General features: G+C 73.2%; 26 protein-coding genes. 14 read left to right on the top strand and 12 right to left on the bottom strand.

Going from position 1 to position 24037, the window contains the following annotated elements; all coding sequences use genetic code 11:
- Positions 1-48 precede the first annotated feature (48 nt).
- The 3 genes from ABZ939_RS31160 to ABZ939_RS31150 all read left to right on the top strand — a co-directional run bounded on the left by ABZ939_RS31160 (position 49) and on the right by ABZ939_RS31150 (position 1920).
- Positions 49-894, top strand: a complete 846-nt coding sequence (locus ABZ939_RS31160; RefSeq protein ID WP_361862552.1) for a DeoR/GlpR family DNA-binding transcription regulator — start codon at positions 49-51, stop codon at positions 892-894.
- On the top strand, positions 891-1328 hold the full coding sequence (locus ABZ939_RS31155; RefSeq protein ID WP_361862549.1) for an SRPBCC family protein: 438 nt from the start codon (positions 891-893) through the stop codon (positions 1326-1328). The genes ABZ939_RS31160 and ABZ939_RS31155 overlap by 4 nt, the downstream gene beginning before the upstream one ends.
- A 91-nt stretch (positions 1329-1419) precedes the next feature.
- Positions 1420-1920 carry an SRPBCC family protein gene (locus ABZ939_RS31150; protein WP_361862546.1) on the top strand — a complete coding sequence of 167 codons (501 nt, stop codon included), beginning with the start codon at positions 1420-1422 and terminating at the stop codon, positions 1918-1920.
- Here the strand turns inward: ABZ939_RS31150 and ABZ939_RS31145 are convergent.
- Positions 1880-3010 (bottom strand): PLP-dependent cysteine synthase family protein, encoded by a 1131-nt coding sequence (locus ABZ939_RS31145; protein WP_361862543.1) that lies wholly within the window; start codon positions 3008-3010, stop codon positions 1880-1882. The genes ABZ939_RS31150 and ABZ939_RS31145 overlap by 41 nt on opposite strands.
- 176 nt (positions 3011-3186) lie before the next feature.
- On the opposite strand from ABZ939_RS31145, the gene ABZ939_RS31140 reads away from it, so the two are divergent.
- Positions 3187-3492 carry a hypothetical protein gene (locus tag ABZ939_RS31140; RefSeq protein WP_361862540.1) on the top strand — a complete coding sequence of 102 codons (306 nt, stop codon included), beginning with the start codon at positions 3187-3189 and terminating at the stop codon, positions 3490-3492.
- Positions 3493-3696: 204 nt separating this feature from the next.
- A complete protein-coding gene (locus ABZ939_RS31135) occupies positions 3697-4308 on the top strand; it encodes an ATP-binding protein (protein ID WP_361862537.1) in 612 nt (203 codons plus the stop codon).
- 147 nt (positions 4309-4455) lie between these two features.
- On the opposite strand, the gene ABZ939_RS31130 is transcribed toward ABZ939_RS31135, so the two are convergent.
- From ABZ939_RS31130 to ABZ939_RS31120, 3 genes are read right to left on the bottom strand one after another with little or no spacing between them, the layout of a single operon-like run.
- Entirely contained in the window at positions 4456-7017 is a 2562-nt protein-coding gene (locus ABZ939_RS31130) for an ABC transporter permease (protein WP_361862534.1), read from the bottom strand.
- Positions 7014-7796 carry an ABC transporter ATP-binding protein gene (locus tag ABZ939_RS31125; RefSeq protein ID WP_361862531.1) on the bottom strand — a complete coding sequence of 261 codons (783 nt, stop codon included), beginning with the start codon at positions 7794-7796 and terminating at the stop codon, positions 7014-7016. The genes ABZ939_RS31130 and ABZ939_RS31125 overlap by 4 nt, the downstream gene beginning before the upstream one ends.
- Positions 7793-8074, bottom strand: a complete 282-nt coding sequence (locus ABZ939_RS31120) for an SHOCT domain-containing protein (protein ID WP_361862528.1) — start codon at positions 8072-8074, stop codon at positions 7793-7795. The genes ABZ939_RS31125 and ABZ939_RS31120 overlap by 4 nt, the downstream gene beginning before the upstream one ends.
- Before the next feature lie 158 nt (positions 8075-8232).
- On the opposite strand from ABZ939_RS31120, the gene ABZ939_RS31115 reads away from it, so the two are divergent.
- Positions 8233-8811, top strand: coding sequence for a TetR/AcrR family transcriptional regulator (locus tag ABZ939_RS31115; RefSeq protein ID WP_361862525.1), 579 nt, complete (start codon positions 8233-8235; stop codon positions 8809-8811).
- A gap of 29 nt (positions 8812-8840) precedes the next feature.
- The gene (locus ABZ939_RS31110; protein ID WP_361862522.1) at positions 8841-9440 is read left to right on the top strand and encodes a DUF4865 family protein; all 600 of its coding nucleotides are present in this window, start codon (positions 8841-8843) and stop codon (positions 9438-9440) included.
- Here the strand turns inward: ABZ939_RS31110 and ABZ939_RS31105 are convergent.
- Both ABZ939_RS31105 and ABZ939_RS31100 read right to left on the bottom strand, forming a co-directional pair.
- The gene (locus ABZ939_RS31105; RefSeq protein ID WP_361862519.1) at positions 9413-10177 is read right to left on the bottom strand and encodes a class I SAM-dependent methyltransferase; all 765 of its coding nucleotides are present in this window, start codon (positions 10175-10177) and stop codon (positions 9413-9415) included. The two genes, ABZ939_RS31110 and ABZ939_RS31105, sit on opposite strands and share 28 nt — an antisense overlap.
- A gap of 88 nt (positions 10178-10265) precedes the next feature.
- Complete coding sequence (locus ABZ939_RS31100; RefSeq protein WP_361862516.1) at positions 10266-11492, bottom strand: ROK family protein; 1227 nt, start codon at positions 11490-11492, stop codon at positions 10266-10268.
- Positions 11493-11620: 128 nt separating this feature from the next.
- Between ABZ939_RS31100 and ABZ939_RS31095 the strand changes: the two genes are divergently transcribed.
- Entirely contained in the window at positions 11621-12847 is a 1227-nt protein-coding gene (locus tag ABZ939_RS31095; protein WP_361862513.1) for an MFS transporter, read from the top strand.
- A 220-nt stretch (positions 12848-13067) separates the two neighbouring features.
- On the top strand, positions 13068-13814 hold the full coding sequence (locus ABZ939_RS31090) for a maleylpyruvate isomerase family mycothiol-dependent enzyme (protein ID WP_361862664.1): 747 nt from the start codon (positions 13068-13070) through the stop codon (positions 13812-13814).
- Positions 13815-13843: 29 nt separating this feature from the next.
- Here the strand turns inward: ABZ939_RS31090 and ABZ939_RS31085 are convergent, their stop codons facing one another.
- The 3 genes from ABZ939_RS31085 to ABZ939_RS31075 all read right to left on the bottom strand — a co-directional run bounded on the left by ABZ939_RS31085 (position 13844) and on the right by ABZ939_RS31075 (position 16787).
- Entirely contained in the window at positions 13844-14509 is a 666-nt protein-coding gene (locus tag ABZ939_RS31085) for a response regulator transcription factor (protein WP_361862510.1), read from the bottom strand.
- Positions 14506-15597, bottom strand: a complete 1092-nt coding sequence (locus ABZ939_RS31080) for a sensor histidine kinase (RefSeq protein ID WP_361862661.1) — start codon at positions 15595-15597, stop codon at positions 14506-14508. The genes ABZ939_RS31085 and ABZ939_RS31080 overlap by 4 nt, the downstream gene beginning before the upstream one ends.
- A 290-nt stretch (positions 15598-15887) precedes the next feature.
- Positions 15888-16787, bottom strand: a complete 900-nt coding sequence (locus tag ABZ939_RS31075; RefSeq protein ID WP_361862507.1) for an MMPL family transporter — start codon at positions 16785-16787, stop codon at positions 15888-15890.
- Positions 16788-16915: 128 nt separating this feature from the next.
- On the opposite strand from ABZ939_RS31075, the gene ABZ939_RS31070 reads away from it, so the two are divergent.
- The gene (locus ABZ939_RS31070) at positions 16916-17386 is read left to right on the top strand and encodes a BTAD domain-containing putative transcriptional regulator (protein WP_361862504.1); all 471 of its coding nucleotides are present in this window, start codon (positions 16916-16918) and stop codon (positions 17384-17386) included.
- On the opposite strand, the gene ABZ939_RS31065 is transcribed toward ABZ939_RS31070, so the two are convergent.
- The gene (locus ABZ939_RS31065; protein WP_361862501.1) at positions 17331-18041 is read right to left on the bottom strand and encodes a TetR/AcrR family transcriptional regulator; all 711 of its coding nucleotides are present in this window, start codon (positions 18039-18041) and stop codon (positions 17331-17333) included. The two genes, ABZ939_RS31070 and ABZ939_RS31065, sit on opposite strands and share 56 nt — an antisense overlap.
- A 129-nt stretch (positions 18042-18170) precedes the next feature.
- Here ABZ939_RS31065 and ABZ939_RS31060 point away from each other — a divergent pair, with 129 nt between their 5' ends.
- Positions 18171-18632 carry a nitroreductase family deazaflavin-dependent oxidoreductase gene (locus tag ABZ939_RS31060; protein WP_361862498.1) on the top strand — a complete coding sequence of 154 codons (462 nt, stop codon included), beginning with the start codon at positions 18171-18173 and terminating at the stop codon, positions 18630-18632.
- Positions 18633-18693: 61 nt separating this feature from the next.
- Here ABZ939_RS31060 and ABZ939_RS31055 read toward each other — a convergent pair whose 3' ends face one another.
- Positions 18694-20112, bottom strand: coding sequence for a geranylgeranyl reductase family protein (locus tag ABZ939_RS31055; protein WP_361862495.1), 1419 nt, complete (start codon positions 20110-20112; stop codon positions 18694-18696).
- A gap of 158 nt (positions 20113-20270) precedes the next feature.
- Between ABZ939_RS31055 and ABZ939_RS31050 the strand changes: the two genes are divergently transcribed.
- On the top strand, positions 20271-21635 hold the full coding sequence (locus tag ABZ939_RS31050; protein WP_361862492.1) for a dipeptidase: 1365 nt from the start codon (positions 20271-20273) through the stop codon (positions 21633-21635).
- A gap of 81 nt (positions 21636-21716) precedes the next feature.
- Complete coding sequence (locus ABZ939_RS31045; RefSeq protein ID WP_361862489.1) at positions 21717-22397, top strand: MBL fold metallo-hydrolase; 681 nt, start codon at positions 21717-21719, stop codon at positions 22395-22397.
- Between the two features lie 195 nt (positions 22398-22592).
- Here ABZ939_RS31045 and ABZ939_RS31040 read toward each other — a convergent pair whose 3' ends face one another.
- Complete coding sequence (locus tag ABZ939_RS31040) at positions 22593-23636, bottom strand: NUDIX domain-containing protein (protein ID WP_361862658.1); 1044 nt, start codon at positions 23634-23636, stop codon at positions 22593-22595.
- 203 nt (positions 23637-23839) lie between these two features.
- On the opposite strand from ABZ939_RS31040, the gene ABZ939_RS31035 reads away from it, so the two are divergent.
- Complete coding sequence (locus tag ABZ939_RS31035) at positions 23840-24019, top strand: hypothetical protein (RefSeq protein ID WP_361862486.1); 180 nt, start codon at positions 23840-23842, stop codon at positions 24017-24019.
- The last annotated feature ends 18 nt before the right edge of the window (positions 24020-24037 follow it).

Genomic DNA, 24037 nt, shown 5'->3' with positions numbered 1-24037 from the left:
AATCCGACGGCAATCCCCCAGTCCCCTTCGGAAGGAACGGCCCCGGTGGTGAGCGACCATCAGAATCTCCTCGCGGAGCAGCGGCGCGCCCTCATTCTGGACGAGGTTCGGCGACGCGGTGGTGTACGGGTCAACGAGCTGACCAGGCGGCTCAATGTCTCGGACATGACGGTCCGCCGGGACCTGGACGCGCTGGCCCGCCAGGGTGTCGTCGAGAAGGTGCACGGCGGCGCGGTTCCGGTGGTGGAGACGAGTTCGCACGAGCCGGGGTTCGAGGCCAAGTCCACGCTCGAACTGGGCGCGAAGGAGGACATCGCCCGGACGGCGGCGCGGATGGTCGCGCCCGGCTCGGCGATCGCCCTGTCGGGCGGCACGACGACGTTCGCCCTGGCGGGCCATCTCCTGGATGTGCCGGACCTGACGGTGGTGACCAATTCGGTGCGGGTCGCCGATGTCTTCCACACGGCGCGCCACGCCGGCTCGGCGAGCGGCGAGACGCGGCCCGGTGCGGCGACCGTGGTGCTCACGGGCGGGGTGCGGACCCCGTCGGACGCGCTGGTGGGGCCGGTGGCCGACCAGGCGATCCGTTCGCTCCACTACGACGTGCTGTTCCTCGGGGTGCACGGGATCTCGGTGGAGGCGGGGCTCTCGACCCCGAACCTCGCGGAGGCGGAGACGAACCGGCGTCTGATGCGTTCCGCCCGTCGGGTGGTGGTGGTCGCGGACCACACCAAGTGGGGGACGGTGGGCCTGAGTTCGTTCGCCCGGCTCGACGAGGTGGACACGCTGGTGACGGACGCGGGTCTGTCGGCGCAGACCCGGGCGGAGATGGCGGAGCAGCTGCCGGGCCTGGTGGTGGCGGGCGAGGACGAGGGCGAGGGCGACGAGGTGTGAGCCTCTTCCGCGTCGAGCGCACCTCGGCCCTGCCGGCCGAGGAGGTGTGGCGGCGGCTCACCGACTTCCGCGCGCACGGCCGCCTGGTGCCGCTGACCAGGACCCGGCTGCTCTCCCCCGGACCCACGGGCGTGGGAACCCGGTTCGTGGCCCGTACCGGCATCGGGCGGCTGGCCGTCGACGACCCGATGGAGGTCGTCGGCTGGGAGCCCCCGGCGCCCGGGCGGCCCGGCACCTGCCGGCTGGAGAAGCGGGGCCGTGTGGTGCTCGGCCGGGCCGTGATCGAGGTGTACGGGACGCCGGGCGGCGGCTCCCGCGCGGTGTGGGTGGAGGAGCTGCGGGTACGCGGGGTTCCGGCCGTACTCGACCCCGTACTCGCTCTCGCCGGGCGACGGTTGTTCGGCCGGGCGATGGACGGACTCCTGGGCAGCTGACGTTGTGTCAGCTATCGTGAGCGCGCCCCGGGGGCCGTCCGGCCCTGATCCGTCGGACATCCCCCAGCCCCGCCCTCCGGAGGTTCGGTACATGCCACGCCGACTCAGGCTCGTGGAGCTCGACTTCGCCATGTCCGCGCCCGTACGCCTGGTGTTCACGGCGGACGTGGCGGCCCCGCCCTCCGCGGTTCACCGTTCGCTGGCGGTGGAGCTCGGTTCCATGCCCGCCTGGTTCACGGCGGTGACCTCCGCGACGCCGACCGAGGACGGCGCCGGCCGGACGGTGCGGCTGCGGGGCGGGATCGTGTTCCAGGAGACGATCGTGGCCAACGAGCCGGACACCCGCTATGCCTACCGGATAGACGAGACCAACGCACCGGGCGTGAGCGCCATGCTGGAGGAGTGGGCGCTCTCCCCCGCCGGCCCGGGTACCCGGGTCCGCTGGACGATGGCGGTCGACGGCGCCCCGCCCTGCCTGTTCGCCATGCGCCTGGCCCGCCCCGGCGTCGGGAAGTCCTTCCGCGACGCCATGCGCCGCCTGGACCGCAGGCTCACTCCGGCCAGGCACCCGTCTCCAGGAACTGGTCGATAGCGGCGGCGTAGGGCGCGATGTCCAGGCCCTGCTCGGCCAGCCAGGCGTCGGAGTAGTACTTGTCGAGGTAGCGGTCGCCCGGGTCGCAGATCAGGGTCACGACGCTGCCGGTACGGCCCTGCTCGACCATCTCGGCGACGATCTTCAGCGCGCTCCACAGCCCGGTGCCGGTGGAGCCGCCCGCCTTGCGGCCGATCGCGGTCTCCAGGGCGCGGACGGCGGCGACGCTGGCGGCGTCCGGGACCTTCATCATCCGGTCGATGGCTCCGGGCACGAAGCTCGGCTCCATGCGGGGCCGGCCGATGCCCTCGATACGCGAGCCGCAGTCGGAGGTCGCGAACGGGTCGTTGTTCGTCCAGCCGTCGAAGAAGCAGGAGTTCTCGGGGTCGGCGACACAGATCCGGGTGTCGTGCTGCATGTAGTGCACATAGCGCGCGATGGTCGCGGAGGTGCCACCGGTGCCCGCGGTGGCGACGATCCAGGTGGGCTCGGGGTAGCGCTCCAGCCTCAGCTGCTGGTACATCGACTCGGCGATGTTGTTGTTGCCCCGCCAGTCGGTGGCCCGCTCGGCATAGGTGAACTGGTCCATGTAGTGCCCGCCGGTCCGCTCGGCGAGGGCCGCGGACTCCTCGTACATCTTGCGCGAGTCGTCGACGAAGTGGCACTGCCCGCCGTGGAACTCGATCAGGCGGCACTTCTCCGGGCTGGTGGTCCGCGGCATCACGGCGATGAAGGGCACGCCGATCAGCTTGGCGAAGTACGCCTCGGAGACGGCCGTCGAGCCGCTGGACGCCTCGATGACGGGCTTGCCGGGCCGGATCCAGCCGTTGCAGAGGCCGTAGAGGAAGAGAGAGCGGGCGAGGCGGTGCTTCAGGCTGCCGGTGGGATGGGTCGACTCGTCCTTGAGGTAGAGGTCGATGCCCCACTTCTCCGGGAGAGGGAAGCGCAGCAGGTGGGTGTCGGCGGAGCGGTTGGCGTCGGCCTGGACCTTGCGGACGGCTTCCTTGAGCCAGGCACGGTACGCCGGGTCGCTGCGATCGACGTCGATCGTGACCGCGGCCTGTGGCGCGGTGCTCTCCGTGGTGCTCATGCGTCCCTCTCCTCATCGTTCCCCCGACGGTCCCCACTGGTCACGATAACTCCCTCACCTGCACAAACGTTCACTTTGGGGGTCCATAGGAGTCCCTTGCAGAGGGGGCCTCTGGTGCGGCTGCCGCCCGCCGGGCACACTGGTCGGAGCAACCGGTGCGAAGGGGGCGGAGCGATATGACGGAGCCTGAGTTCACGGCCACGGGCGTACGGATCGAGCGCTGGCCCCGCTCACTGACCCGGGCGGGCGAGGTCCGGATCGAGGACGGCCGGCTGTCACTGCTGACCAGTTACGGCAGTGAGATCGACAGCGCCCCGGTGGACTCCGTCCGCGCGGGACGCCCATGGTTCGCAAAGCCGGACGAGACGGTGGCGACGGTCAACGGGACGCGCTACCGCCTGACCATGGAGAAGCCGCAGGACCGGGCGACGGGCCCCGGACGCTTCCTCGAAGCGCTCAAGAGGGCGGCCAAAGGCCGGTAGACGCATGGCCATGAACGGGTGACACGCCGGTGACCTGCGGCGGGTCGCCGCGAGTTGCGAGCCGGTCACCACTGGTTCACGCTGGAACCACCTCACCGAGGGTTTACCGGCGGTGACGCTGTGATCCAGCCCGCCGCCCTGCTGTACCGCATGACAGATCCGAATCTTCGTCTTCTTCCGGACCTACTTCGGGGAGTCGCAGCCGTGATCAGCGAGCCAAGCAGGCACTGCACGGTGGAGCTCCAGGCCCTGCCGTCGCGGATCGGTCAGGTCCGCAGAATCGTATCGGCGCATCTGCGCTACTGGCATCTCGATGCGTTGATCGACCATGCGGCGCTCGGCGTGACCGAGCTGCTGACCAATGTTCACCGGCACGCACAGCCGGACAAGATGTGCACCGTCGAGATCGAGCTGCTGCTCGACCGCCTCACGGTCTCGGTCCACGACCACGACCCCCGGATACCGGTCGTCGTCGGCGGGGCGGGGGCCGCGAGGTCCCAGGACTGCTTCGACACCGACGAGTTGGCCACCTCGGGCCGTGGTCTGGCCATCATCGAGGCGGTCAGCGAGAGCTGGGGCATCCGCCCGCACGGCGAGACCGGGAAGGTCGTGTGGTTCACCCTCCCGGCGCCGACACCCGCGGTGGCCGTCCCCTCGCGCTCGCACGCCGTCTACGGTGCGACCACCGACGGCCCCTTCGTCGGCCACACCCGCTTCCGCGGCGCGCACGGCACAAGCCTGGAGGGCGTCCCCTTCGGGACCCCGCCGGAGCCCGCCCGCGCCCCGGCGGTCGCCCGCTCGGTCCTGGCGGGCTGAGCGGGGCGGCCGGGCGGGGGCGCGCAGGTCACAGATGTCGGATACGGCATCTGCGGGCTGAGCGGGGCGGCGGCGGGGCGCGCAGGTCACAGATCTCGGATACGGCATCCGAAATCCAGCGTCCGACATACGTGATCCGGTGCGGCGTCATTCCGTCGCGATCGCCCGCAGGACGTCCAGTCGGGCCGCCCGCCTCGCCGGGCGCCAGGCGGCCACGGCGCCCGCCGTCAGGCCGACCAGCGCCACGAGGCCGAGCTGCAGCGGCGGTACGGCGAAGGCGAACGCGCTGTCGCTCGCTCCGTCGGACGCCGTGACCAGCACCCAGCCGAGGAAGGCGCCGAGCACGAGACCGCCGGCCGTGCCGAAGGCCGCGACCAGGACGGACTCCCAGCGGACCATGGCCTTCAGCTGCGCCCGGGTCTGGCCGACGGCGCGCAGGAGGCCGAGTTCGCGGGTGCGCTCGTGGACCGCGAGGGTCAGCGTGTTGGCGATGCCGAGCAGGGCGATCAGGACGGCCAGCGCGAGCAGGGCGTAGACGAGCGTGAGCATCATGTCGATGCCGCCCGCCGAGGACGCCGCGTACTCGTCGCGGGTCTGCACGTCGGGGTTGCCGTACCGCTCGGCGACGTCCTCGACCGCGGCCTTGCCCGCGTCGGCGGAGACGCCGTCCCGGAAGGTCACGGCGACGAGCGTGTCGGAGTCCTGCGCGCGGTGCGGGGCCCATGCCTCGCGGCTGACGACATAGTCGCCGGCCAGCTCGGACTGCTGGTAGACGGCCTTGACGGTGAAGGTGTGCCGGCTGCCGTCGGTGAAGGCCAGCTCGGTCGTGCCGCCCGGCTTCAGGCCGGACTTCGCCGCCTCGGTGTCCGCGACGGCGATGCCGTCGACGCCGAGGCCGTCCAGCGACCCCTGGACCTCTCCGAGGTCGAAGGAGCGGGCGAGCGCGGCCGGGTCGGTGACGGTCAGCGCGCGTCCCTCGCCGTCGATCTCCGCGACGCCCTGGCCGAGACCGACGGCGGTCTCCACCTCGGGCAGGGCGGCGAGCGCCGGTGCGAGCCGGGGGCTGAGCCCGCTGCCGCCGGCGCCGAACGACGGCGTGCTGACGGCCACGTCACCGGCGAACGAACGCGAGACCGTCTGGTCCATCGTCGCCTTCAGCGAGGCGCCGAAAACGGTGAACAGCGAGACGACGGCGACGCCGATCATCAGCGCGGTGGCCGTGGCGGCGGTCCGCTTGGGGCTGCGCAACGCGTTGCGGCGCGCGAGTCCGCGGTTCGCCCCGCGCAACGGGCCGCCGAGGATCCGTACCGCGTACGAGGAGGCCACCGGGCCGAGGACGACGAACGCGGCGAGCGCGAGCACCGCCCCGGCGGACGCGAGCCACAGCGACGGCGTGGCGAGGACGCCCGTGAGGACGACCGCGACCGCGGCGAGCAGCAGACCGGAGCCGGCCAGGACGCGTGTGCGCGAGGCGCCCGACTCGTCCACCGCGGTCTCGCGCAGCGCGGCGAGGGGAGCCGTGCGTCCCGCCTTCACGGCCGGCAGCAGGGCCGAGCCGACGCAGACGAGGAGTCCGACGGCGAACGGCAGCGCCATCGACAGGCCGCTGATCACGAGGGCGCCCTCGGGGAACGGGAAGCCGATCGCCGGGAAGAGTGCCTGGAGCCCGGCCGCCACGCCGATGCCGCCGAGGAGACCGGCCGCGGAGGCGACGAGTCCGACGGCCACGGCCTCGACGAGCGTCGAGCCGACGACCTGGCGGCGGGTGGCGCCGAGCGCGCGCAGGAGCGCGTTCTCACGGGTTCGCTGGGCGACCACGATGGCGAAGGTGTTGTGGATCGAGAAGACGGAGACGAGCAGGGCGACCCCGCTGAACACCAGCAGGAAGGTGGTGAAGAGCGTCAGGAACTGCCCGGAGATCATCTCGGTGTTCTCCGCGGCGGACTGCTCTCCGCTGATCGCCTCGACGCCCGCGGGGAGTACGGGTGCCAGCGCGTCGACCAGTTCCTGCTGCGAGGTGCCGGGCCCGGCGCGGACGAGGATGCCCGCCGCGTCTCCGGGCTTCGGCGTGAGGTACTTCTCGGCGTCGGCGCGGGTCATCCCGGTGTACGTGACCTGGCCCATGCCGTCCTCGCCGCCGAAGGTGGCGAGTCCGACGACGGTGACCTTCACCGGGTCGGGGGTGCGCAGGACCGTGGTGTCGCCGACGGCCAGCTCGCCCGTCTTCGCCGCGCCGCGATTGACGACGACCTCACCGGACCTCTCCGGGGCGCGGCCTTCGGCCAGGGCGTACGGGTTGAGTTCCGCGTCCTCGATCCAGTTGCCGGCGAGGGTGGGCGGGCCCTGTCCGCCGATCGGTTCGCCGTCGGCGCCGACGAGCTGCCCGGCGCCCTCGATCCGGGGGACGACCGCGGCGACGACGGGCACCGTGGCGATCTCGTCGGCGAGGGAGGCGTCGACGGGCCTGCGGGTGCCCTGGCTCTCGCCCTCGACGGTGACCACGCTCGTGCTGCGGACGACGGCGTCCGTCCCGCTGCTCGCGTTGCCGAAGAGCGAGTCGAAGCTCGCGCGCAGGGTGTCGCCCATGACGAGGGTGCCGGTCAGGAAGGCGACCCCGAGCAGGATGGCGGTGAAGGTGCCGACGAAGCGCCGCTTGTGGGCGCGCAGTCCGGAGAGGCTCAGCTTCAGGGAGGCTCGGGCGGCGCTCATGACGTCACCGCCTCCTGCCTCGCGGACCTGGTGTCGAACGCCTTCATCCGGTCGAGGACACGCTCGGCGGTCGGCTCCGTCATCCGGTCGACGAGCCGGCCGTCGGCGAGGAAGACCACCTCGTCCGCGTGGGCGGCGGCGACCGGGTCGTGGGTGACCATGACGACCGTACGGCCGGTGTGCCGCACGGTCCGGCCGAGCAGTCGCAGCACCTCCTCGCCCGAGCGTGAGTCGAGGTTGCCGGTGGGCTCGTCGGCGAAGACGACGTCGGGGGCGCCGGCGAAGGCGCGGGCGACGGCGACGCGTTGCTGCTGGCCGCCGGAGAGCTGGCTCGGCCGGTGGTGGAGCCGGTCGCGCAGGCCGACGGTGTCGATCAGGGCGTCGAGCCATGCGCGGTCGGGGGCGGTTCCGGCGAGGTCCAGGGGCAGGGTGATGTTCTCGGCGACGGTGAGGGTCGGCAGCAGGTTGAACGCCTGGAAGACGAAGCCGATCCGCTCGCGGCGCAGTAGCGTCAGCCGCCGGTCGTCGAGGACGGAGAGGTCCGTGTCGCCGATGAGGGCCGCGCCGGAGGTGAGGGTGTCGAGTCCGGCGGCGCAGTGCATGAGGGTGGACTTGCCGGACCCGGAGGGGCCCATGATCGCGGTGAAGCGGCCGGCCGGGAAGTCGACGCTCACCCCGTCCAGGGCCCTGACCTCGGTGTCGCCGACGCCGTAGACCTTCACGGCGTCGACGACGCGGGCGGCGGTGCGGGCGGCCGCGGCGGTGGTGGTGGTGCTCATGCCGCACGCCCCTTGGGCCCGGCGGTGCGGCCGAACTGCTCCTCCAGGACGGTCAGCCGGCGCCAGTACTCGTCCTCGTCGATCTCACCGGCCGCGAAACGGTGGCCGAGGAGCGCGATCGGGGACTGCTCGTCGTAGGCGGGGCGGGGGCCGGCGCCGCGACGGCCGCGCCATCCGGTGCGGCGCAGGACGGTGATCACGGTGACGATCACGGCCGCCCAGACGAGGGGGAAGAACAGGACCCAGGGGCCGGGGCCGGCGTGGGCGAGTGTGTTCATGTGTCTCAGCTCCTCGTGCGTGTGTCGATGCTTCGAGACTCGCCCGCGGAGGGGGTCCGGGTCGTCGTACGGTCAGCGGCTTCGTCCGTACGCCACGGGGAGTACGGGCCGTGCCGCCGGCTGCTCCCGAGCATCCGAAGCCTTCTGTACCTACTGGTATGTACACTCGCGGTATGACGACGTCCGAGCGACTGATCGACGCCACCCGGGAGCTGCTCTGGGAGCGTGGCTACGTGGGCACGAGCCCCAAGGCCATCCAGCAGGCGGCCGGGGCCGGGCAGGGCAGCATGTACCACCACTTCGCCGGGAAGCCGGATCTGGCGCTGGCGGCGATCCGCCGCACGGCCGAGGAGATGCGGGCGACGGCCGAAGCCGTCCTGGGCGGCGAAGGCCCGGCGTACGACCGCCTGGCGGCGTATCTGCTGCGGGAGCGCGAGGTGTTGCGCGGCTGCCCGGTCGGGCGGCTGACGATGGACCCGGACGTCGTCGCGAGCGAAGAGCTGCGCGCCCCGGTCGACGAGACGCTCGACTGGCTGCGCGGCCGCCTCACCGGGGTCGTCCAGGAGGGCCTGGACAGCGGGGAGTTGACCGGGCCCCTGAATCCTGCCGAGCTCGCCGCCACGATCGTGGCGACCGTGCAGGGCGGCTATGTGCTGGCCCGCGCGTCCGGCTCCCCCGCCGCCTTCGACCACGCCGTCCGCGGCCTGCTCGCCCTGCTGTCGACCCGTACCGCCTGAGCGCACACGAGAGAATCGGAGACCGCCCGATGCATGCCATGCAGTACGAGATCATCCTGCCCGCCGACTACGACATGGGGATCATCCGCGAGCGGGTCGCGACCAAGGGGCATCTCCTCGACGACTTCCCCGGCCTCGGGCTCAAGGCGTATCTGATCAGGGAACGCGAGGACGGCTCGCCGGTGAACCAGTACGCGCCGTTCTACCTCTGGACCACTCCGGAAGGGATGAACTCCTTCCTGTGGGGCCCCGGTTTCCAGGGGATCGTGAACGACTTCGGCCGGCCGGTGGTGCAGCACTGGACGGGGCTCGGCTACGAGGAGGGGCCGGCGGCCGCGTCGGCGCCGCGGACCGCCACGCGCCGCAGGCAGCCCCTGCCGATGGACATCGCACCGGCGGAGGCGGTGACGCGGGCGCGCGCCCGCCTCGCACGCCAGGCCCGTGAGGACGGCGTGGTGGCGAGCGCGCTCGCGATCGATCCCCGGCACTGGGAGCTGCTGCAGGTCACTCTCTGGGGAGAGAACGCGGAGGTGTCCGCGGACGCGGGCGAGCGGTTCCAGGTGCTGCACCTGTCCGCGCCGGAACGGGCGGGTCTGGCCGGTCAGTCCACCGGGACGAGCGTCAGATAGGCCATGCCGAGGGCGTTCCGGTAGCCGTTGAGCCAGGAGGAGCGCTGGCGGTCGACCCGTTCGCGGGTCTCGGCGGCGAGCGGGTGGTCGGCGTGGGCGGCCAGCCAGACCTCGGTGTCGTGGCGGTAGCCGGACTCGAACTCCTCCCACTCCCCGGGGGTCGCCGTCTCGATCCACGCGGGGCGGAAGCCCGCCTCGATCGCCAGGTCCACGAGCGGGCCGAGCAGGAAGTGGTCACCGGTGTGCGCACCGGGCCACATCCCGGCGAGCTTCTCGTCGGACGGTGTGCGCTGCCAGAAGCCCTCGCCGAGGACGACGCGGCCGCCCGGCCGTACCAGGCGCCGCAGTTCGCGCAGGGCGGCGGCCGGGTCGTGGGGCTGCTCGGGGTCGCACAGGGCCTGGCTGGAGCCGAGGCAGAGGATGGCGTCGACGGGCCCGCGAGTGGTGCCGAGCGCCGACTCCTCCACGAACTCCACGCGGTCCGCGAGCCCGCGCTCCTTGGCGAGGACCCGGCCTCGGGCCAGGTCCTCGGCGTTGATGTCGATGCCGACGCCGGTCGATCCGGGCGCGGCCTCCAGTACACGCATCAGCAACTCGCCCCAGCCGCACCCGATGTCGAGCACGGTGGCGGGCGAGACCGCGGCGAGCCGCTCGATCAGGCGGGTGGCGCGGGCCTCGGAGAGCGGCCCGTGGAAGGTGAGGCTGCCGAGGCGCGGGGGAAGATCGGAATCGGTCATGAGGCGGAACGCTAGTGCGAGATGGGCCTCTTGACCAGCGATTAGCTCTCGCGAGGGGACACGGTGAGGACGCCCGCGTACGGCAGAGTCAGCCCGTCGGCCTGCCCAGGGCCGCCAGCGGGTCGTCGAGGACCGGCTGCCAGGCCAACTCCGCCGCGCCCACCAGGCTGTTGTGGTCGAGCGTGCAGGCGAGGATCGGCACTACGCCGCTGCGACCCCACAGGCTGCGGTCCGCGACGACCGCGCGCAGCCGGTCGGGGTCGGCGTCCAGCAGTTCGCGGTGCAGACCGCCGAGGATGATCCGGTCCGGGTTCAGGATGTTCACCAGGCCCGCGAGGCCGAGCCCCAGACGGTCGATCAGCTCCGCCGTCGCGGCCCGTACGCCGGGGTCGTCGGGGCTGGTGCGCAGCAGGTCGCGCGATTGCTGGAGCAGCGAGACCTCAGGCCCGGGGTCGCGTCCGGCGGCGGTGAGAAAGGCGAGCGGGTCGGTCTCGACGTCCAGGCAACCGCGGCTGCCGCAGTGGCACGGGCGGCCCTCGGGGTTGACCGTGAGGTGCCCGACCTCGAGGGCGAGGCCCGAACTGCCGGTGTGCAGGCGGCCGTCGAGGACGAGGGCACCGCCGACGCCCCGGTGGCCGGTGGCGACGCACAGGAGGTCCTTGGCGCCGCGCCCGGCGCCGTGGCGGTGTTCGGCTAGGGCGGCGAGGTTGACGTCGTTGCCGGTGAAGGCCGGGCCCTCGATGCCGGCCGCGCGGACGCGTTCCGCGAAGATCTCCCGCACCGGCGCGCCGGCCGGCCAGGCGAGGTGGAGCGGGTTGAGGGCGGTGCCCTCGGGTTCGGCGACGGCGGACGGCGCGGCGAGCCCCGCGCCGACACAGCGACGCCCGCTCTCCTCGAGCAGGGCGGCGCCGGCGTCGACGACGGCGCCGAGGACCTGTGCGGGATCGGCGGAGACGGTGACGCAGCCGGGCGCGGTGGCCACGATGGTGCCGCCGAGGCCGACGAGCGCGGCGCGGAAGCCGTCGGCGTGGACCTGGGCGGCGAGGGCCACAGGGCCCTTCTCGTCGACGGCGAGGCGGTGCGAGGGGCGCCCCTGGGACCCGGCGGCGGCGCCGGGGTTGGAGTCGACGCGGATGAGGCCGAGGGCTTCCAGCTCGGCGGCGACGGCGCCGGCGGTGGCGCGGGTGACGCCGAGTTCGGCGGTGAGCACGGCACGGGTCGGCGCGCGTCCCGTGTGCACCAGTTCCAGCGCGGGCCCGAGGGCGCCGCGCCCCCTGTCCAGCCGTGTCTTGGTCGTCGTCGCCTTGCCGTTCATGGGGGCGAGTCTCCCATGATCGGAGGGTCTCGCGATCTGCGCGGTCCGTGGGCACGCTCCGGCACGGCTGCGCGTGCGACGGGCGTCACGAGTTGAAAACCGCGGCCGCCCGCCCCTATCCTGAGTTTGTGCCGCTACTAAACAAAGTACGGACGGCCGTTCCGGGGGGCCCTGGCGGAGACACCGCTCCCTCCCTGTCCCGCCTCCGCTCCGCCCTGACCCTCTTCTTCGCCCTCGACGGCTTCCTCTTCGCCGGCTGGGTGGTCCGCATCCCCGCGATCAAGCAGCAGACCGGGGCCTCCGCGAGCGACCTCGGGCTCGCGCTGCTCGGGGTGTCGGCCGGCGCCGTGGTGACCATGACCCTGACCGGGCGCCTCTGCCGGCGCCACGGCAGCCACGCCGTCACCGTCGTCACCGCCGTGCTGCTCTCGCTCTCCATCGCGCTGCCCGCGCTCACCCACTCCCCGCTCGCCCTCGGCCTCGTCCTGCTGCTCTTCGGCGCCGCGTACGGCGGCATCAACGTGGCCATGAACAGCGCCGCCGTCGATCTCGTCGCCGCCCTGCGCCGCCCCGTGATGCCCAGCTTCCACGCCGCTTTCAGCCTCGGCGGGATGGTCGGCGCCGGGCTCGGCGGACTCGTCGCGGGCAGCCTGTCCCCCGCGACCCATCTCCTCGGCCTCGCGGTCGCCGGACTGCTCCTGACGGCCGCCGCCGGTCCCGTACTGCTCCGGCAGCCCTCCCCCGCCCCGCCGGAAGCCGTCGCCACCGCCGACCGGCCCCGCGGCAGGGCCGGTTCACGCGGACTCGTCGTCGTCTTCGGGGTGATCGCGCTCTGCACGGCCTACGGCGAGGGTGCCCTGGCCGACTGGGGCGCCCTGCACCTGGAGCAGGACCTGCACGCGCATCCGGGCGTCGCCGCGGCCGGCTACTCCCTCTTCGCGCTGACCATGACCGCCGGCCGGCTCTCCGGCACCGCGCTCCTCGAACGGCTCGGCCAGACCCGCACGCTCGTGGCGGGCGGAACGACGGCCGCCGCCGGAATGCTGCTCGGCGCGCTCGCCCCGAGCGTCTGGGCCGCGCTGCTCGGATTCGCCGTCACAGGTCTCGGTCTCGCCAACATCTTCCCGGTGGCCGTGGCCCGGGCGGGCGCGCTCGCCGGCCCGAGCGGTGTCGCCGCCGCCTCCACCCTCGGCTACGGCGGCATGCTGCTCGGCCCGCCGTCGATCGGGTTCCTCGCCGACTGGTTCTCCCTGCCGGTCGCCCTGACCACCGTCGCGGTCCTCGCCGCCGGCGCCGCGGTGATCGGCTACGCGGCCCGGAACGCCCGGGTCCCGGCGCAGGCCGAGCAGCCGTAAGCGGGCCGCGCGAAGGGCGGGCCCGGCGTGCTGCGGGGCGCGCGAAGGGCGGGCCCGGCGGACCGCGGGCCACGCGGCGGGCGGGCCCGGCCTACCGCGGCCGCGCGGACGGCCCTCCGTGCCGCGGGCCACGCGGGAACAGGGCGCGGCCGGGCCCACCGCAGGCGCGATTCCGCCGCGGCCCGCGCCCTCCCCTGGCAGAATCCGCCGCATGGGGATCATGAAGATCGACGAGCACATCGAGGCTCTGGACGCGGCGGGCAGGGCCCTGGCCGACGCCGCGGCCGAGGCGGGCACGGACGCCGAGGTGGCGACCTGCCCCGGCTGGCGGGTGCGGGACCTCCTGCGCCACACGACGATGGTGCACCGCTGGGCCACGGGCTTCGTCACCGAGGGCCACACCGCCTACCACCCCGACGGCGGCGAGCCGGACCTCGACGGCGCGGAGCTCCTCGCACACTTCCGCGAGGGCCACGCCCTGCTGGTCGACGCCCTGCGCGCGGCGCCCGAATCGCTGGAGTGCTGGACCTTCCTGCCGGCCCCCTCCCCGCTCGCCTTCTGGGCGCGACGCCAGGCCCACGAGACGACCGTCCACCGCGCGGACGCCGAATCCGCTCTGCCGCCGGGGCGCCCCGGCCCGGTGAACGCCACGCTCGCCGCGGACGGCATCGAGGAGCTGCTGCGCGCCTTCCACGCCCGCGACCGCAGCCGGGTCCGCACACCGGAGCCGAAGACCCTGCGGGTCCGGGCGACGGACACCGGGGACGTATGGACCGTCCGGCTGTCGCCGGAGGCGCCGCGCACGGAACGGGACGCTGCGGGCCCGGCCGACTGCGAGCTGAGCGGCCCCGCCGACCGGCTCTATCTGACGCTCTGGAACCGGCTGCCGGACGACGCGGTGACCGTGACGGGTGACGCGTCGCTCGCCCGGCTGTGGCGGGAGACGTCGGGCATCACCTGGTCCTGAGTCCGGGGCAGGGCCGGCCTCCGGGGAGGTCAGCCCAGCCAGCCCGGGCGCACGAGGCCCGACTCGTAGGCCAGCACGACCAGTTGGGCACGGTCCCGCGCGCCCAGCTTGACCATGGTGCGGCTCACATGGGTCTTGGCGGTCAGCGGGCTGACGACCAGGCGCCGGGCGATCTCCTCGTTCGACAGGCCGATGCCGACCAGGGCCATCACCTCCCGTTCCCGCTCGGTGAGTTCGTCGAGGCCGGACACGGCGGCCGGGGGCTTCGAGCGGGCGGCGAACTCCTCGATGAGCCGCCGTGTCACCCCCGGCGAGAGCAGCGCGTCGCCGTGGACGACGGCGCGCACGGCCCGCAGCAGCTCCTCGGGTTCGGTGTCCTTGACGAGGAAGCCGGAGGCGCCGGAGCGGAGGGCTTCGAAGACGTACTCGTCGAGCTCGAACGTGGTCAGCATGACCACCTTCACCGCTCCGAGCTCCGGGTCTCCGGTGATCCTCCGGGTGGCGGCCAGGCCGTCGACCCGCGGCATCCGGATGTCCATCAGGACGACGTCCGGGCGCAGTTCGCCCGCCTTGGCCGCGGCCTCCTCTCCGTCGGCGGCCTCCCCCGCCACCTCGATGTCCGGCTGGGAGTCCAGGAGCGCGCGGAAGCCGGCCCGTACCAGCGACTGGTCGTCGGCGAGCAGGACACGGATCACGGGGTCTCCTTCGGACGGACGGGCAGGACGGCGCGCACGCGGAAGCCGCCGTCGTCGCGGGTGCCCGCCTCGATCGTGCCACCGAGCGCCGCCGCCCGCTCCCGCATTCCGGCGAGTCCGTTGCCACTGCCGCCGGCGTCGCCGCCGGTCGCCGGTCCGTCGTCGTCGACCCGGAGTTCCACGCTGCCGGGCCGGTACGCGAGCACGACCCGTGCGGTGCGGGACCCCGAGTGGCGGACCACGTTGGTCAGCGCCTCCTGGACGATCCGGAAGGCCGCGAGGTCGGTGCCGGGCGGCAGCGCCACGGGTTCCCCCTCGGTCGCCGTGCGTACGGTCAGACCCGCGGACGCCGCCTGCTCGACCAGTTCCGGAAGCCGGTCGAGGCCCGGCGCCGGGGTACGGGGGGCCTCGCCCGGCGCCCGGAGGGTGTCGAGGACCTGCCGGACCTCGCCCAGCGCCTCCTTGCTCGCCGCCTTGATGGTGGTGAGCGCGGTGCGGGCCTGCTCGGGGTCGCTGTCCAACAGCGCGAGGCCGACCCCGGCCTGGACGTTGATGACGGAGATCGAATGGGCGAGGACGTCGTGCAGTTCACGGGCGATCCGCAGACGCTCCTCGTCGGCCCGGCGCCGCTCGGCCGCGGCGCGTTCGGCGCGCTGCTGCGCCCACTGCTCGCGGCGCACACGCACCAGTTCGGAGGCGGCGAGGACCGCGACGACGAAACAGGCGACGGGGATCTCCTGCCCCCAGGGCGCGGCGGAGTCGCCGTCCGGGGGCAGGTGGGGGTAGAGCCAGTGGGCGATGAGCAGATGTCCCACCCAGAGCAGGCCCAGCGCCCACCAGGCCGAGCGCCGGTGGCCGTGGACGATCGCCGCGTAGCAGGCGACGGCGACGGTGAGGAAGACCGGGCCGTACGGATAGCCGGCGGCGAAGTAGCCGAGGGTGGCCGCCGCGGTGCCGAAGACGACGGGGACCGGGTGGCGGTGGCGCAGCAGGAGCAGCGCGGAGCCGACGAGCAGCAGCGCACGGCCGAGCGCGTCCAGCGACTCCCGGTCCGGCTGGTTCCTCGCCGCGAATCCGGAGCCCACCATCACGAAGGCGGCGAGGAGGAGGGTGGACCGCCAGGGCAGTCCGGTGCCGGGCTCGCGGTCGGCCCACCGGCGCAGCCAGGGCGGGCCCCCATGGCCCTCGCGCAGCCAGGGCGGCCCACCACGGCCCTCGCGCAGCCAGGGCGGGCCGTAGTGCTCTACGCGCGCCCGGGGCGGGTCGGCGTGCCCCTCGCGCGCCCGAGGCGGGTCGCCGCGGCCGTGTCTGCGCTGTTCGTCCATGCCCGCCACGCTAGACGCGGACGGGCCGCGCGGGCGTCAGCCGGGCGTGGTGATCACACATACTCCCGCTGGAGTACGCCACGAGGCGCCGGGGCCGCCGGTGGCGCCTCGCTCAGGCCGATAGGGCGGTGGACGCGGCGCAGTGGAGCGGGCGCCCACCAGTTGGCGCGGCCCGCGAGCCGCATGGTGGCCGGGAGGAGCACGACGCGGATGAGGGTGGCGTCGACCAGGATCGTGAGGGCCGCGCCGACGCCGAGCTCCTTGAGGAAGACGACCCCACCGGTCGCGTACGCGGCGAAGCTGAGGGCGAGGATCCCGGCGGCGGCGGTGATCAGCGGCGCACTGCGGCGGATGCCCGCGACGACGGCCCGTTCCGTGTCGCCGGTCCGCTCGTACTCCTCCTTGATGCGCGCCGGCATGAACACCTCGTAGTCCATGGACAGGCCGTAGACGACGCAGAACATCAGGACCGGGATGCTCGGCTCGATCGAGCCGGTGGGGGTGAAGCCGAGCAGCGAGGCGAAGTGGCCGTCCTGGAAGACGAAGACGAGACAACCGAACATCACCGACAGGCTGAGCAGGTTGAGGACCGTGGCCTTGGCGGGCAGGAGCAGGCTGCCGGTGAGGAGGAAGAGGATGACGGAGGTGGCGGTGAGGACGAGTCCGACGACCAGCGGCAGCCGGTCGAGCAGCGTGGTGCGGAAGTCGGTGGTCTCGGCCGGGTAGCCGCCGACCAGGACCCCGGACGGGCCGTCGATGGCACGGATCCGCTCTACGAACGCGGGCACGTCCCCGTACATCGCCCGCTGGGTGGGGACGACGGCGAGGAGGGCCGCGCCGCTCTTCCCGTACCGGGGCGGCTCCACACTGTGGACGCCGGGGACACGGGCGAGTCCGGCGGCGTAGGCGGTGAGCGCGGGTCGGTCGACGGGCGCGGGGACGACGACGTGCACGGTGTCGGTCGGTTTGGCGGCGAACTCCCGGTGGACGATCTCTGGATCAGGAGCAGGACCACGGCCGGCAGGACGAGCACCACGTCTCCGGGCTGCGCCGCGCACTCGGCGAGGCCGGGCCTGAACTGGTGTGGACGGGCAGCGGCTACCGGCTGACGGGGGCCCGGATCGACGATCTGTGCGAGCGGCGGGAGCTGCTGCGGGGCGCGATCACGGCCCGCGAGGCCGGGGATCTGCGACAGGCCGGTGAACTGGCGGGCGAGGCCGAGTCGTTGTGGCGCGGCGAATACGCGGAGGGGCTGACCGGGCCCTATCTGGAGGCCGAGCGGCGCTGGGCGGAGAAGCGGACGCTGGTGCTCGAGGCACGCCTGGAGGGCGGGATCGCGCAGGGCCGGTACGACGAATGCGTCCACGAACTGGTGCGACTGGAGGCGGCCCATCGCCGGTCTCGGGGCTGGGGGCCAGGGTCGGCCCCGGTGTTCGCGCCCGCGCCGGGCGGGGCCGGGGGCGACACCTGCCCTAGCCAGGACCCGCCGAAGACCCCTAGCCGCGGGACAGCAGGCCGGCGTCCCGGCCCAGGCGGGCGACTGCCGCGGTGAAGAACTCCTCGCGTTCCTCCACGATCCGGTTGAACTGGCCGAACACCTCGAAGGAGACGAGCCCGAAGAGCTGCGACCAGGCCGCGACCAGGGCGGCGACGAGCGCGGGCGGCAGGTCGGGGGCAAGGTCGGCGGCCATGCGCTCGGCCTCGGGGCGCAGTTCCGCGGGGAGCGGCGGCGGGGCGATGCCGTCGGTGGTGAAGGCGTCGCGGGCGATGCCGATGAGGACCAGTCCGACGCGGGAGGCCGGGCCGATGGTGTCCTGCGGGGCGGAGTAGCCGGGGACGGGGGATCCGTAGATCAGGGCGTACTCGTGGGGGTGCGCGACGGCCCAGGCGCGGACGGCTCGGCCGACGGCCGTCCAGCGGGCGACGGGATCGCGCGGGTGGGGGTGGTCGGCGTCCGCGGCGGCGAGGGCCTGCTCGGCGGCGGCGCCGACGGCGTCGTACGCGTCGACGATCAGCGCGGTGAGAAGGTCGTCGCGGCTGGGGAAGTAGCGGTAGAGCGCGGACGACACCATGCCGAGTTCGCGGGCGACGGCGCGCAGCGAGAGCTTCGGGGCGCCCTCGGCCGCGAGCTGCTTGCGGGCCTCGTCCTTGATGGCTGCGGTGATCTCGATGCGGGCGCGGGCCCGGGCTCCTTGAACGCTGGTCATGGGACCAGTCTGCCATCTTTCGGAGCACTGCACTGAAACGAGAGCACTGCTCTTGCTTTGGAGCGCCAATCCGTGCACACTGATCTCAAGCGAGAGCAGTGCTCACACTTCGATACCCAGGAGGATGCGATGTCCGCTCAGCCCACCGCCCACGTCATGAAGCCCGGCTGGTTCACGATCAACGTCTTCAACCGGGCCGTCACATGGATGACCCGCCGGGGCATCAGCGTCTGGGGCTCCCGCGTCCTCGCGGTCCGCGGACGCAAGAGCGGCGAATGGCGCCGCACCCCCGTCAACCTGCTGACGGTGGACGGCGCCGAGTACCTGGTGGCCCCGCGCGGCCATGTCCAGTGGACCCACAACATGCGCGCGGCGGGCGGCGGCGAACTGCACCTCGGCAAGAAGGTGCAGACGTTCACCGCCGTCGAGCTGTCGGACGACGAGAAGCCCGTCCTGCTGCGCGCCTACCTCAAGCGCTGGAAGGCCGAGGTCGGTGTCTTCTTCGGCGGGGTCGGCCCGGACTCCTCGGACGCGGAGCTGCGCGCGATCGCGCCCAAGCACCCCGTCTTCCGGATCAGCACGACCGCATGAGGCGGGACCACCGTCCCGCCCGCCGGCCCGAGCGCCTCACCGATCGCCGCCCCGACCGTCGTCAGGACGCCTCGGCGTCTCCCGTGCGCGCGACGCCCTCGGCGCCCTCCGCACCCTGGGCTCCCGCACTCTCCGCACCCTTGGCGCCCGCGCCGCCTTCGACGTCCTTCGCCGCGCCCTGCGGCTCGGCGGGACCGGACGCGGCGGCCGGCTCCGTGACACCGCGGCGCGCCGTGCCGTCGGCCGACTCAAGTCGGCGGTCCAGGATGTCCAGGGCCCGCCGGGCCATCCCGTGGGTCCGCACCAGGCCGGCCAGCGAGGTCGAGCCGCGGGTGATGTCCGTGAAGGCGTTCCAGGCCGGACGCAGACCGGTGATCGCCGCGTGCAGCAGCCCCGGCCGGCGCTCGAAGAGCGTGAGCATCCGCCGCCCGACCGCCATCTCGACGCCCAGGCCGGCCTTGATCGCGAAGGCGTAGTTCAGCGCCTGGCGGCGCGCGTCGACCGCGTCGTTCGCCTCCGCGATCCGTACCGCCCACTCCCCCGCGAGCCGACCCGAGCGCAGGGCGAAGGAGATGCCCTCCCGCGTCCACGGCTCGAGCAGCCCCGCCGCGTCGCCGCACACGAGCACCCGACCGCGCGAGAGCGGCGAGTCGTCGCTGCGGCAGCGCGTCAGATGGCCGGAGGAGATCTCCGGCTCGAAGCCCGCGAGCCCGAGACGGGCGATGAAGTCCTCCAGGTAGCGCTTGGTGGCCGCGCCCTCGCCGCGCGCCGAGATCACGCCGACCGTGAGCGTGTCGCCCTTGGGGAAGACCCAGCCGTAGCTGCCGGGCATCGGCCCCCAGTCGATCAGGACGCGTCCCTTCCAGTCCTCGGCCACCGACGGCGGAACGGGGATCTCCGCCTCCAGGCCGAGGTCCACCTGGTCGAGCTTGACGCCGACATGGGCTCCTATGCGGCCGGCGCTGCCGTCCGCCCCGACGACCGCCCGGGCCAGGACCGTCTCGCCGTCGGCCAGGACCACGGCGACGGTCCGCCGGTCGGGCACGGCCGGGCCGTGCTGCTCGACGCGGGAGACGGTGACGCCGGTACGGAGCTCGGCGCCCGCCTTCTGCGCCTGCTCGACGAGCCCGGCGTCGAACTCGGGCCGGTTGATGAGCCCGAAGAGCATCCGGCGCGAGCGGCGCGTCCGGGCGAAGCGGCCGTTCATGGAGAACGTGACGGCGTGCACCCGGTCCTGGAGCGGCAGTTCGAAGCCGGGCGGCAGCGCGTCCCGCGACGGCCCGATGATCCCGCCGCCGCAGGTCTTGTACCGGGGCAGCTCGGCCTTCTCCAGGAGCAGGACGCGGCGGCCCGCGACCGCGGCCGCGTACGCCGCCGACGCACCGGCCGGGCCGGCCCCGACGACCACCACGTCCCAGACGGTCGCGGCCTGCGACTCTCCCGCGCGTACCTCTTCGGCGTCTGCGTTCTCGCTGCTCACGATGTGCTTCTGCTCCTGATCCGACCGACGGTCCATGCTCTTCGGGCATCCTACGGCGCAGTAGCTGAGACCCCGCGCCGTAGGATCGACAATGCGTTCGCCGTACAACCGACATACGGCAACGTCCTTACAACGTCGCACCCACCAGGAGCGTGCCCATGACCGCCAATCCGATCGCCGAGACCATCGCCGGCCTGATGCCCCGCGCCAAGGCGGAGCTCACGGAGCTCGTGGCCTTCGAGTCGGTGGCGGACGAGGCCGTGGCCCCGCGGAGCGAGTGCGAGGCGGCCGCGAACTGGGTGGCCGACGCGCTGCGCGCCGAGGAGTTCCAGGACGTGGCGCTGCTCGACACTCCGGACGGTTCGCAGTCGGTGTACGGCGTGCTGCCCGGCCCTGTCGGTGCCCCGACCGTTCTTCTCTACGCCCACTACGACGTGCAGCCGAAGCTGGACGAGTCGGCCTGGATCACCCCGCCGTTCGAGCTGACGGAGCGCGACGGACGCTGGTACGGGCGGGGTGCGGCCGACTGCAAGGGCGGCTTCATCATGCACCTGCTGGCGCTGCGCGCCCTGAAGGCGAACGGCGGAGTGCCCGTCACGGTCAAGGTGATCGTGGAGGGTTCGGAGGAGCAGGGCACGGGCGGCCTCGAGCGGTACGCCGAGGCGCACCCCGAGCTGCTCACCGCCGACGCGATCGTGATCGGCGACACGGGCAACTTCCGCCTGGGTCTGCCCACCGTCACGGCCACTCTGCGCGGTATGACGATGATCCGCGTCCAGATCGACACCCTGGAGGGCAATCTGCACTCCGGCATGTTCGGCGGCGCCGCTCCGGACGCGCTGGCCGCGCTGATCCGCGTTCTGGACTCGCTGCGCGCGGCGGACGGTTCGACGGTCATCGACGGTCTGCCGGCGGACGCGGTGTGGGAGGGCCTGCAGTACCCGGAGGGGGACTTCCGTCAGGACGCGAAGGTCCTGGAGGGCGTCGCTCTGCCGGGCAACGGCACGGTGGCCGACCGTATCTGGGCCCGCCCGGCCGTGACCGTCATCGGTATCGACTGCCACCCGGTGGCCGGCGCGACCCCGTCGATCCCGTCGACGGCCCGCGCGCAGATCAGCCTGCGGGTGCCCCCGGGCCAGGACGCGGCCGAGGCGACGAAGCTGCTGTACGCGCACATCGAGAAGCACACCCCGTGGAACGCGCGGGTCACCTTCGAACAGGTCGGCCAGGGCCAGGCGTTCAGCGCGGACGTGTCCAGCCCGGCGTACACCTCGATGGCGGAGGCGATGCGGATCGCGTACCCGGGCCAGGAGATGCAGAGCTCCGGCATGGGTGGCTCGATCCCGCTGTGCAGCACCCTCTCCGCGCTCTACCCGGAGGCGGAGATCCTGCTGATCGGCCTGAGCGAGCCCGAGGCGCAGATCCACGCGGTGAACGAGTCGGTGTCGCCGCAGGAGCTGGAGCGCCTCTCGGTGGCGGAGGCGCACTTCCTGCTCAACTACGCCCGCTCGAAGCAGGGCTGAGGCCCGGGTTCAGCGCTCGGCGAAGCTCGCCGAGAGCGTAGAACCACGCGGCGGACCTGCGCGGATGCGTAGGTTCGCCGCATGGACTTCATCGAGATCACGCCTCGACTGCACATGCTGCACTTCTCCATCGGCCAGGCCTATCTGTGGCGGGACGACGAGGAGTTGACCCTGATCGACGCCGGCTGGGTGGACTCGGCCGCGGAGATCGAGACGGCGATACGGGGAGCGGGACTCGACCCGGCCGCCCTGCGCCGGATCGTGCTCACCCACTGCCACCGCGACCATGTCGGCTCGGCCCAGGAGCTCGCCGACCGGTTCGGCGCCGAGATCCTGGCGCACCGCCTCGACGCGCCCGTGATCCGGGGCGAGGCCCCGGTCCCCGAACCGGCCCTGCTCGACTGGGAGATCCCGCTGTACGAGCACGGTCTGACCGTCCCCGTGGCGCCGCCGACCCGGGTCGACAAGGAGCTGGAGGACGGGGACGTGCTGGACTTCGGGGACGGGGCGGTGGTGGTGCACACGCCGGGTCACACGCCCGGCTCGCTCGCGGTCCACCTTCCGGCGCACGGCGTCCTGTTCACCGGCGACACGGTGGCGACGGTGCAGGGCGTGACCTTCGGCGTGTTCCATGCGGACCGCGAGCCCGCCATGGAGTCGATGCGGCGCCTGGCGGAGTTGAAGCCGTCGGTCCTGTGCTGCGGGCACGGGGCCCCGGTGACGGCGGACACCGCCCGGCAGTTGGCGGAGGCGGCCGCATAGCCCCGGGGGTCGGCTCGTCGGACGCCTTCGGCCGGCCGGCTTCAGGCGACCGGCTTCCGCCCGCCAGCCTCCGCCCACCGGCTTCCACCCACCGGCTTCCGCCCGCCAGCCTCCGCCCACCGGCTTCCACCCACCGGCTTCCGCCGACCGGCTTCAGCCGACCGGCTTCCACCCACCGGCTTCCGCCCGCCGGCTTCAGCCGACCGGCACGCCGGCCTCCAGGTTGAGCACCGTCCCGCGCTCCCGGGCGCGCAGCGCCCAGCGGAGGCGGCGGTAGCGGACCGGGGGCAGCAGTTCGGCCGCCTCCTCCTCGGTGACGAAGCGCCAGCCGCGGAGCTCGGCGCCTGGCAGCAGGAGCCGGTCCACATCGGTGGCCGGCAGCCGGCCGCCGTCGAAGAGAAGGCGCAGGCCGCCGTAGCCCGGGGGCTGGGGGCGTTCCCAGTCGACGAGCAACAGACGGGGTACGGAGTCGAGTTCGAGCCCTATCTCCTCGGCGACCTCGCGCATCCCGGCACGGGCGGGCGGCTCGCCGGGTTCGACGACACCCCCCGGGAACTCCCAGCCGGGCTTGTAGGTGGGGTCGACGAGCAGGAAGCGGTCGTGTTCGTCGAAGAGCAGGACCCCGGCGGCGAGCGTCTCACCGGTGGGTTCGGGGGTCTGGACGATGCCGCAGGGGGCGGCCGTGCCGGAGGCGACCGCCTCGGCGACGGCCGCGGCGGCCTCCGCGGGGGTGAGTGCGGAGGTATCGACGACATGGGCGTCGGCGGTCAGCCAGTCGTGCAGGGCCGCGCGGTAGGGCTCGATGTGGTCGAGGGACCACTGGCGGACGCGTTCCAGGGTCTCGGGGTCCGAGTCATCGGGTGTACGGCCCCGGATCCGCGCGCGCAGGATCGTTTCATCCGGGGCGAGCAGGACGTGCCGCACCTGTATGCGCCGGGCGGCGAGCGCCCCGAAGATCTCGTCCCGGTACTCCTGCCGCAGCAGGGTCATGGGGACCACCAGCACGCCGCCGACCTCGGCGAGCAGCGCGGCGGCGGCGTCCACCACCAGTCGGCGCCAGATCGGCAGATCCTGGTAGTCGTCGACCTCGTCGAGCCGCTTCTGCGGAAGCAGCCAGTTCATCGCGCCGCCGATGATCTCGGGGTCGTACAGCGTGCTGTTCGGGATCAGATCGACCAGCTCGCGCGCGGTCGTGGACTTCCCCGCGCCGAACGTACCGTTGATCCAGACGATCACGATTCCCCCTCTTCGATAGCCCCCAGTGGCTTGCCCGTAACACCCTGCCACGGAAACCCCGAAGGGGAACCGGAGGGATCCGGGACGGCGTGGAGCAGGCAGGTGGACGGGTGTGAGACGCCTCACTCCACGAACGCGCGTGCGGGCCGGTGCGTAACACTTCGAGACCGGCTGTCGTTGGACCGGCGAGGCAAGGGGGTGCGGAGATGAGCCGTACGGTATTGGAGTGGTTTCCGGCGGGAGGCCCGCGAGGCAGCTGGCCCGCCGAGGAGTTCGCCAGCGCCCGCCGGGACGAGGGCCTTCCGGCGGAGGTCGTGATGGACCTGGAGTCCGACGCGTTCCTGGTGATCGTGCAGCAGAGGACGCCGGAGCCGGTCGGGGGCTGACCTCGCCGGCGTGGCACG

It is taken from the genome of Streptomyces sp. NPDC046712 (assembly GCF_040645695.1).
In the GTDB taxonomy this organism is placed as follows: domain Bacteria; phylum Actinomycetota; class Actinomycetes; order Streptomycetales; family Streptomycetaceae; genus Streptomyces.
The sequence above is the reverse complement of the archived record's forward strand: the minus strand, read 5'-3'. Positions and strand labels throughout refer to the sequence as shown.

Bases quoted from the DNA above. Each gene is read 5' to 3' on its own strand.
- ABZ939_RS31150 (WP_361862546.1), top strand. From the start codon at position 1,420: ATGCCACGCCGACTCAGGCTCGTGGAGCTCGACTTCGCCATGTCCGCG.
- ABZ939_RS31130 (WP_361862534.1), bottom strand. From the start codon at position 7,017: ATGAGCGCCGCCCGAGCCTCCCTGAAGCTGAGCCTCTCCGGACTGCGC.
- ABZ939_RS31050 (WP_361862492.1), top strand. From the start codon at position 20,271: ATGACCGCCAATCCGATCGCCGAGACCATCGCCGGCCTGATGCCCCGC.
- ABZ939_RS31140 (WP_361862540.1), top strand. From the start codon at position 3,187: ATGACGGAGCCTGAGTTCACGGCCACGGGCGTACGGATCGAGCGCTGG.
- ABZ939_RS31065 (WP_361862501.1), bottom strand. From the start codon at position 18,041: ATGACCAGCGTTCAAGGAGCCCGGGCCCGCGCCCGCATCGAGATCACC.
- ABZ939_RS31110 (WP_361862522.1), top strand. From the start codon at position 8,841: ATGCATGCCATGCAGTACGAGATCATCCTGCCCGCCGACTACGACATG.
- ABZ939_RS31060 (WP_361862498.1), top strand. From the start codon at position 18,171: ATGTCCGCTCAGCCCACCGCCCACGTCATGAAGCCCGGCTGGTTCACG.
- ABZ939_RS31125 (WP_361862531.1), bottom strand. From the start codon at position 7,796: ATGAGCACCACCACCACCGCCGCGGCCGCCCGCACCGCCGCCCGCGTC.
- ABZ939_RS31090 (WP_361862664.1), top strand. From the start codon at position 13,068: ATGAAGATCGACGAGCACATCGAGGCTCTGGACGCGGCGGGCAGGGCC.
- ABZ939_RS31100 (WP_361862516.1), bottom strand. From the start codon at position 11,492: ATGAACGGCAAGGCGACGACGACCAAGACACGGCTGGACAGGGGGCGC.
- ABZ939_RS31080 (WP_361862661.1), bottom strand. From the start codon at position 15,597: ATGGTGGGCTCCGGATTCGCGGCGAGGAACCAGCCGGACCGGGAGTCG.
- ABZ939_RS31145 (WP_361862543.1), bottom strand. From the start codon at position 3,010: ATGAGCACCACGGAGAGCACCGCGCCACAGGCCGCGGTCACGATCGAC.
- ABZ939_RS31105 (WP_361862519.1), bottom strand. From the start codon at position 10,177: ATGACCGATTCCGATCTTCCCCCGCGCCTCGGCAGCCTCACCTTCCAC.
- ABZ939_RS31115 (WP_361862525.1), top strand. From the start codon at position 8,233: ATGTACACTCGCGGTATGACGACGTCCGAGCGACTGATCGACGCCACC.
- ABZ939_RS31035 (WP_361862486.1), top strand. From the start codon at position 23,840: ATGAGCCGTACGGTATTGGAGTGGTTTCCGGCGGGAGGCCCGCGAGGC.
- ABZ939_RS31120 (WP_361862528.1), bottom strand. From the start codon at position 8,074: ATGAACACACTCGCCCACGCCGGCCCCGGCCCCTGGGTCCTGTTCTTC.
- ABZ939_RS31045 (WP_361862489.1), top strand. From the start codon at position 21,717: ATGGACTTCATCGAGATCACGCCTCGACTGCACATGCTGCACTTCTCC.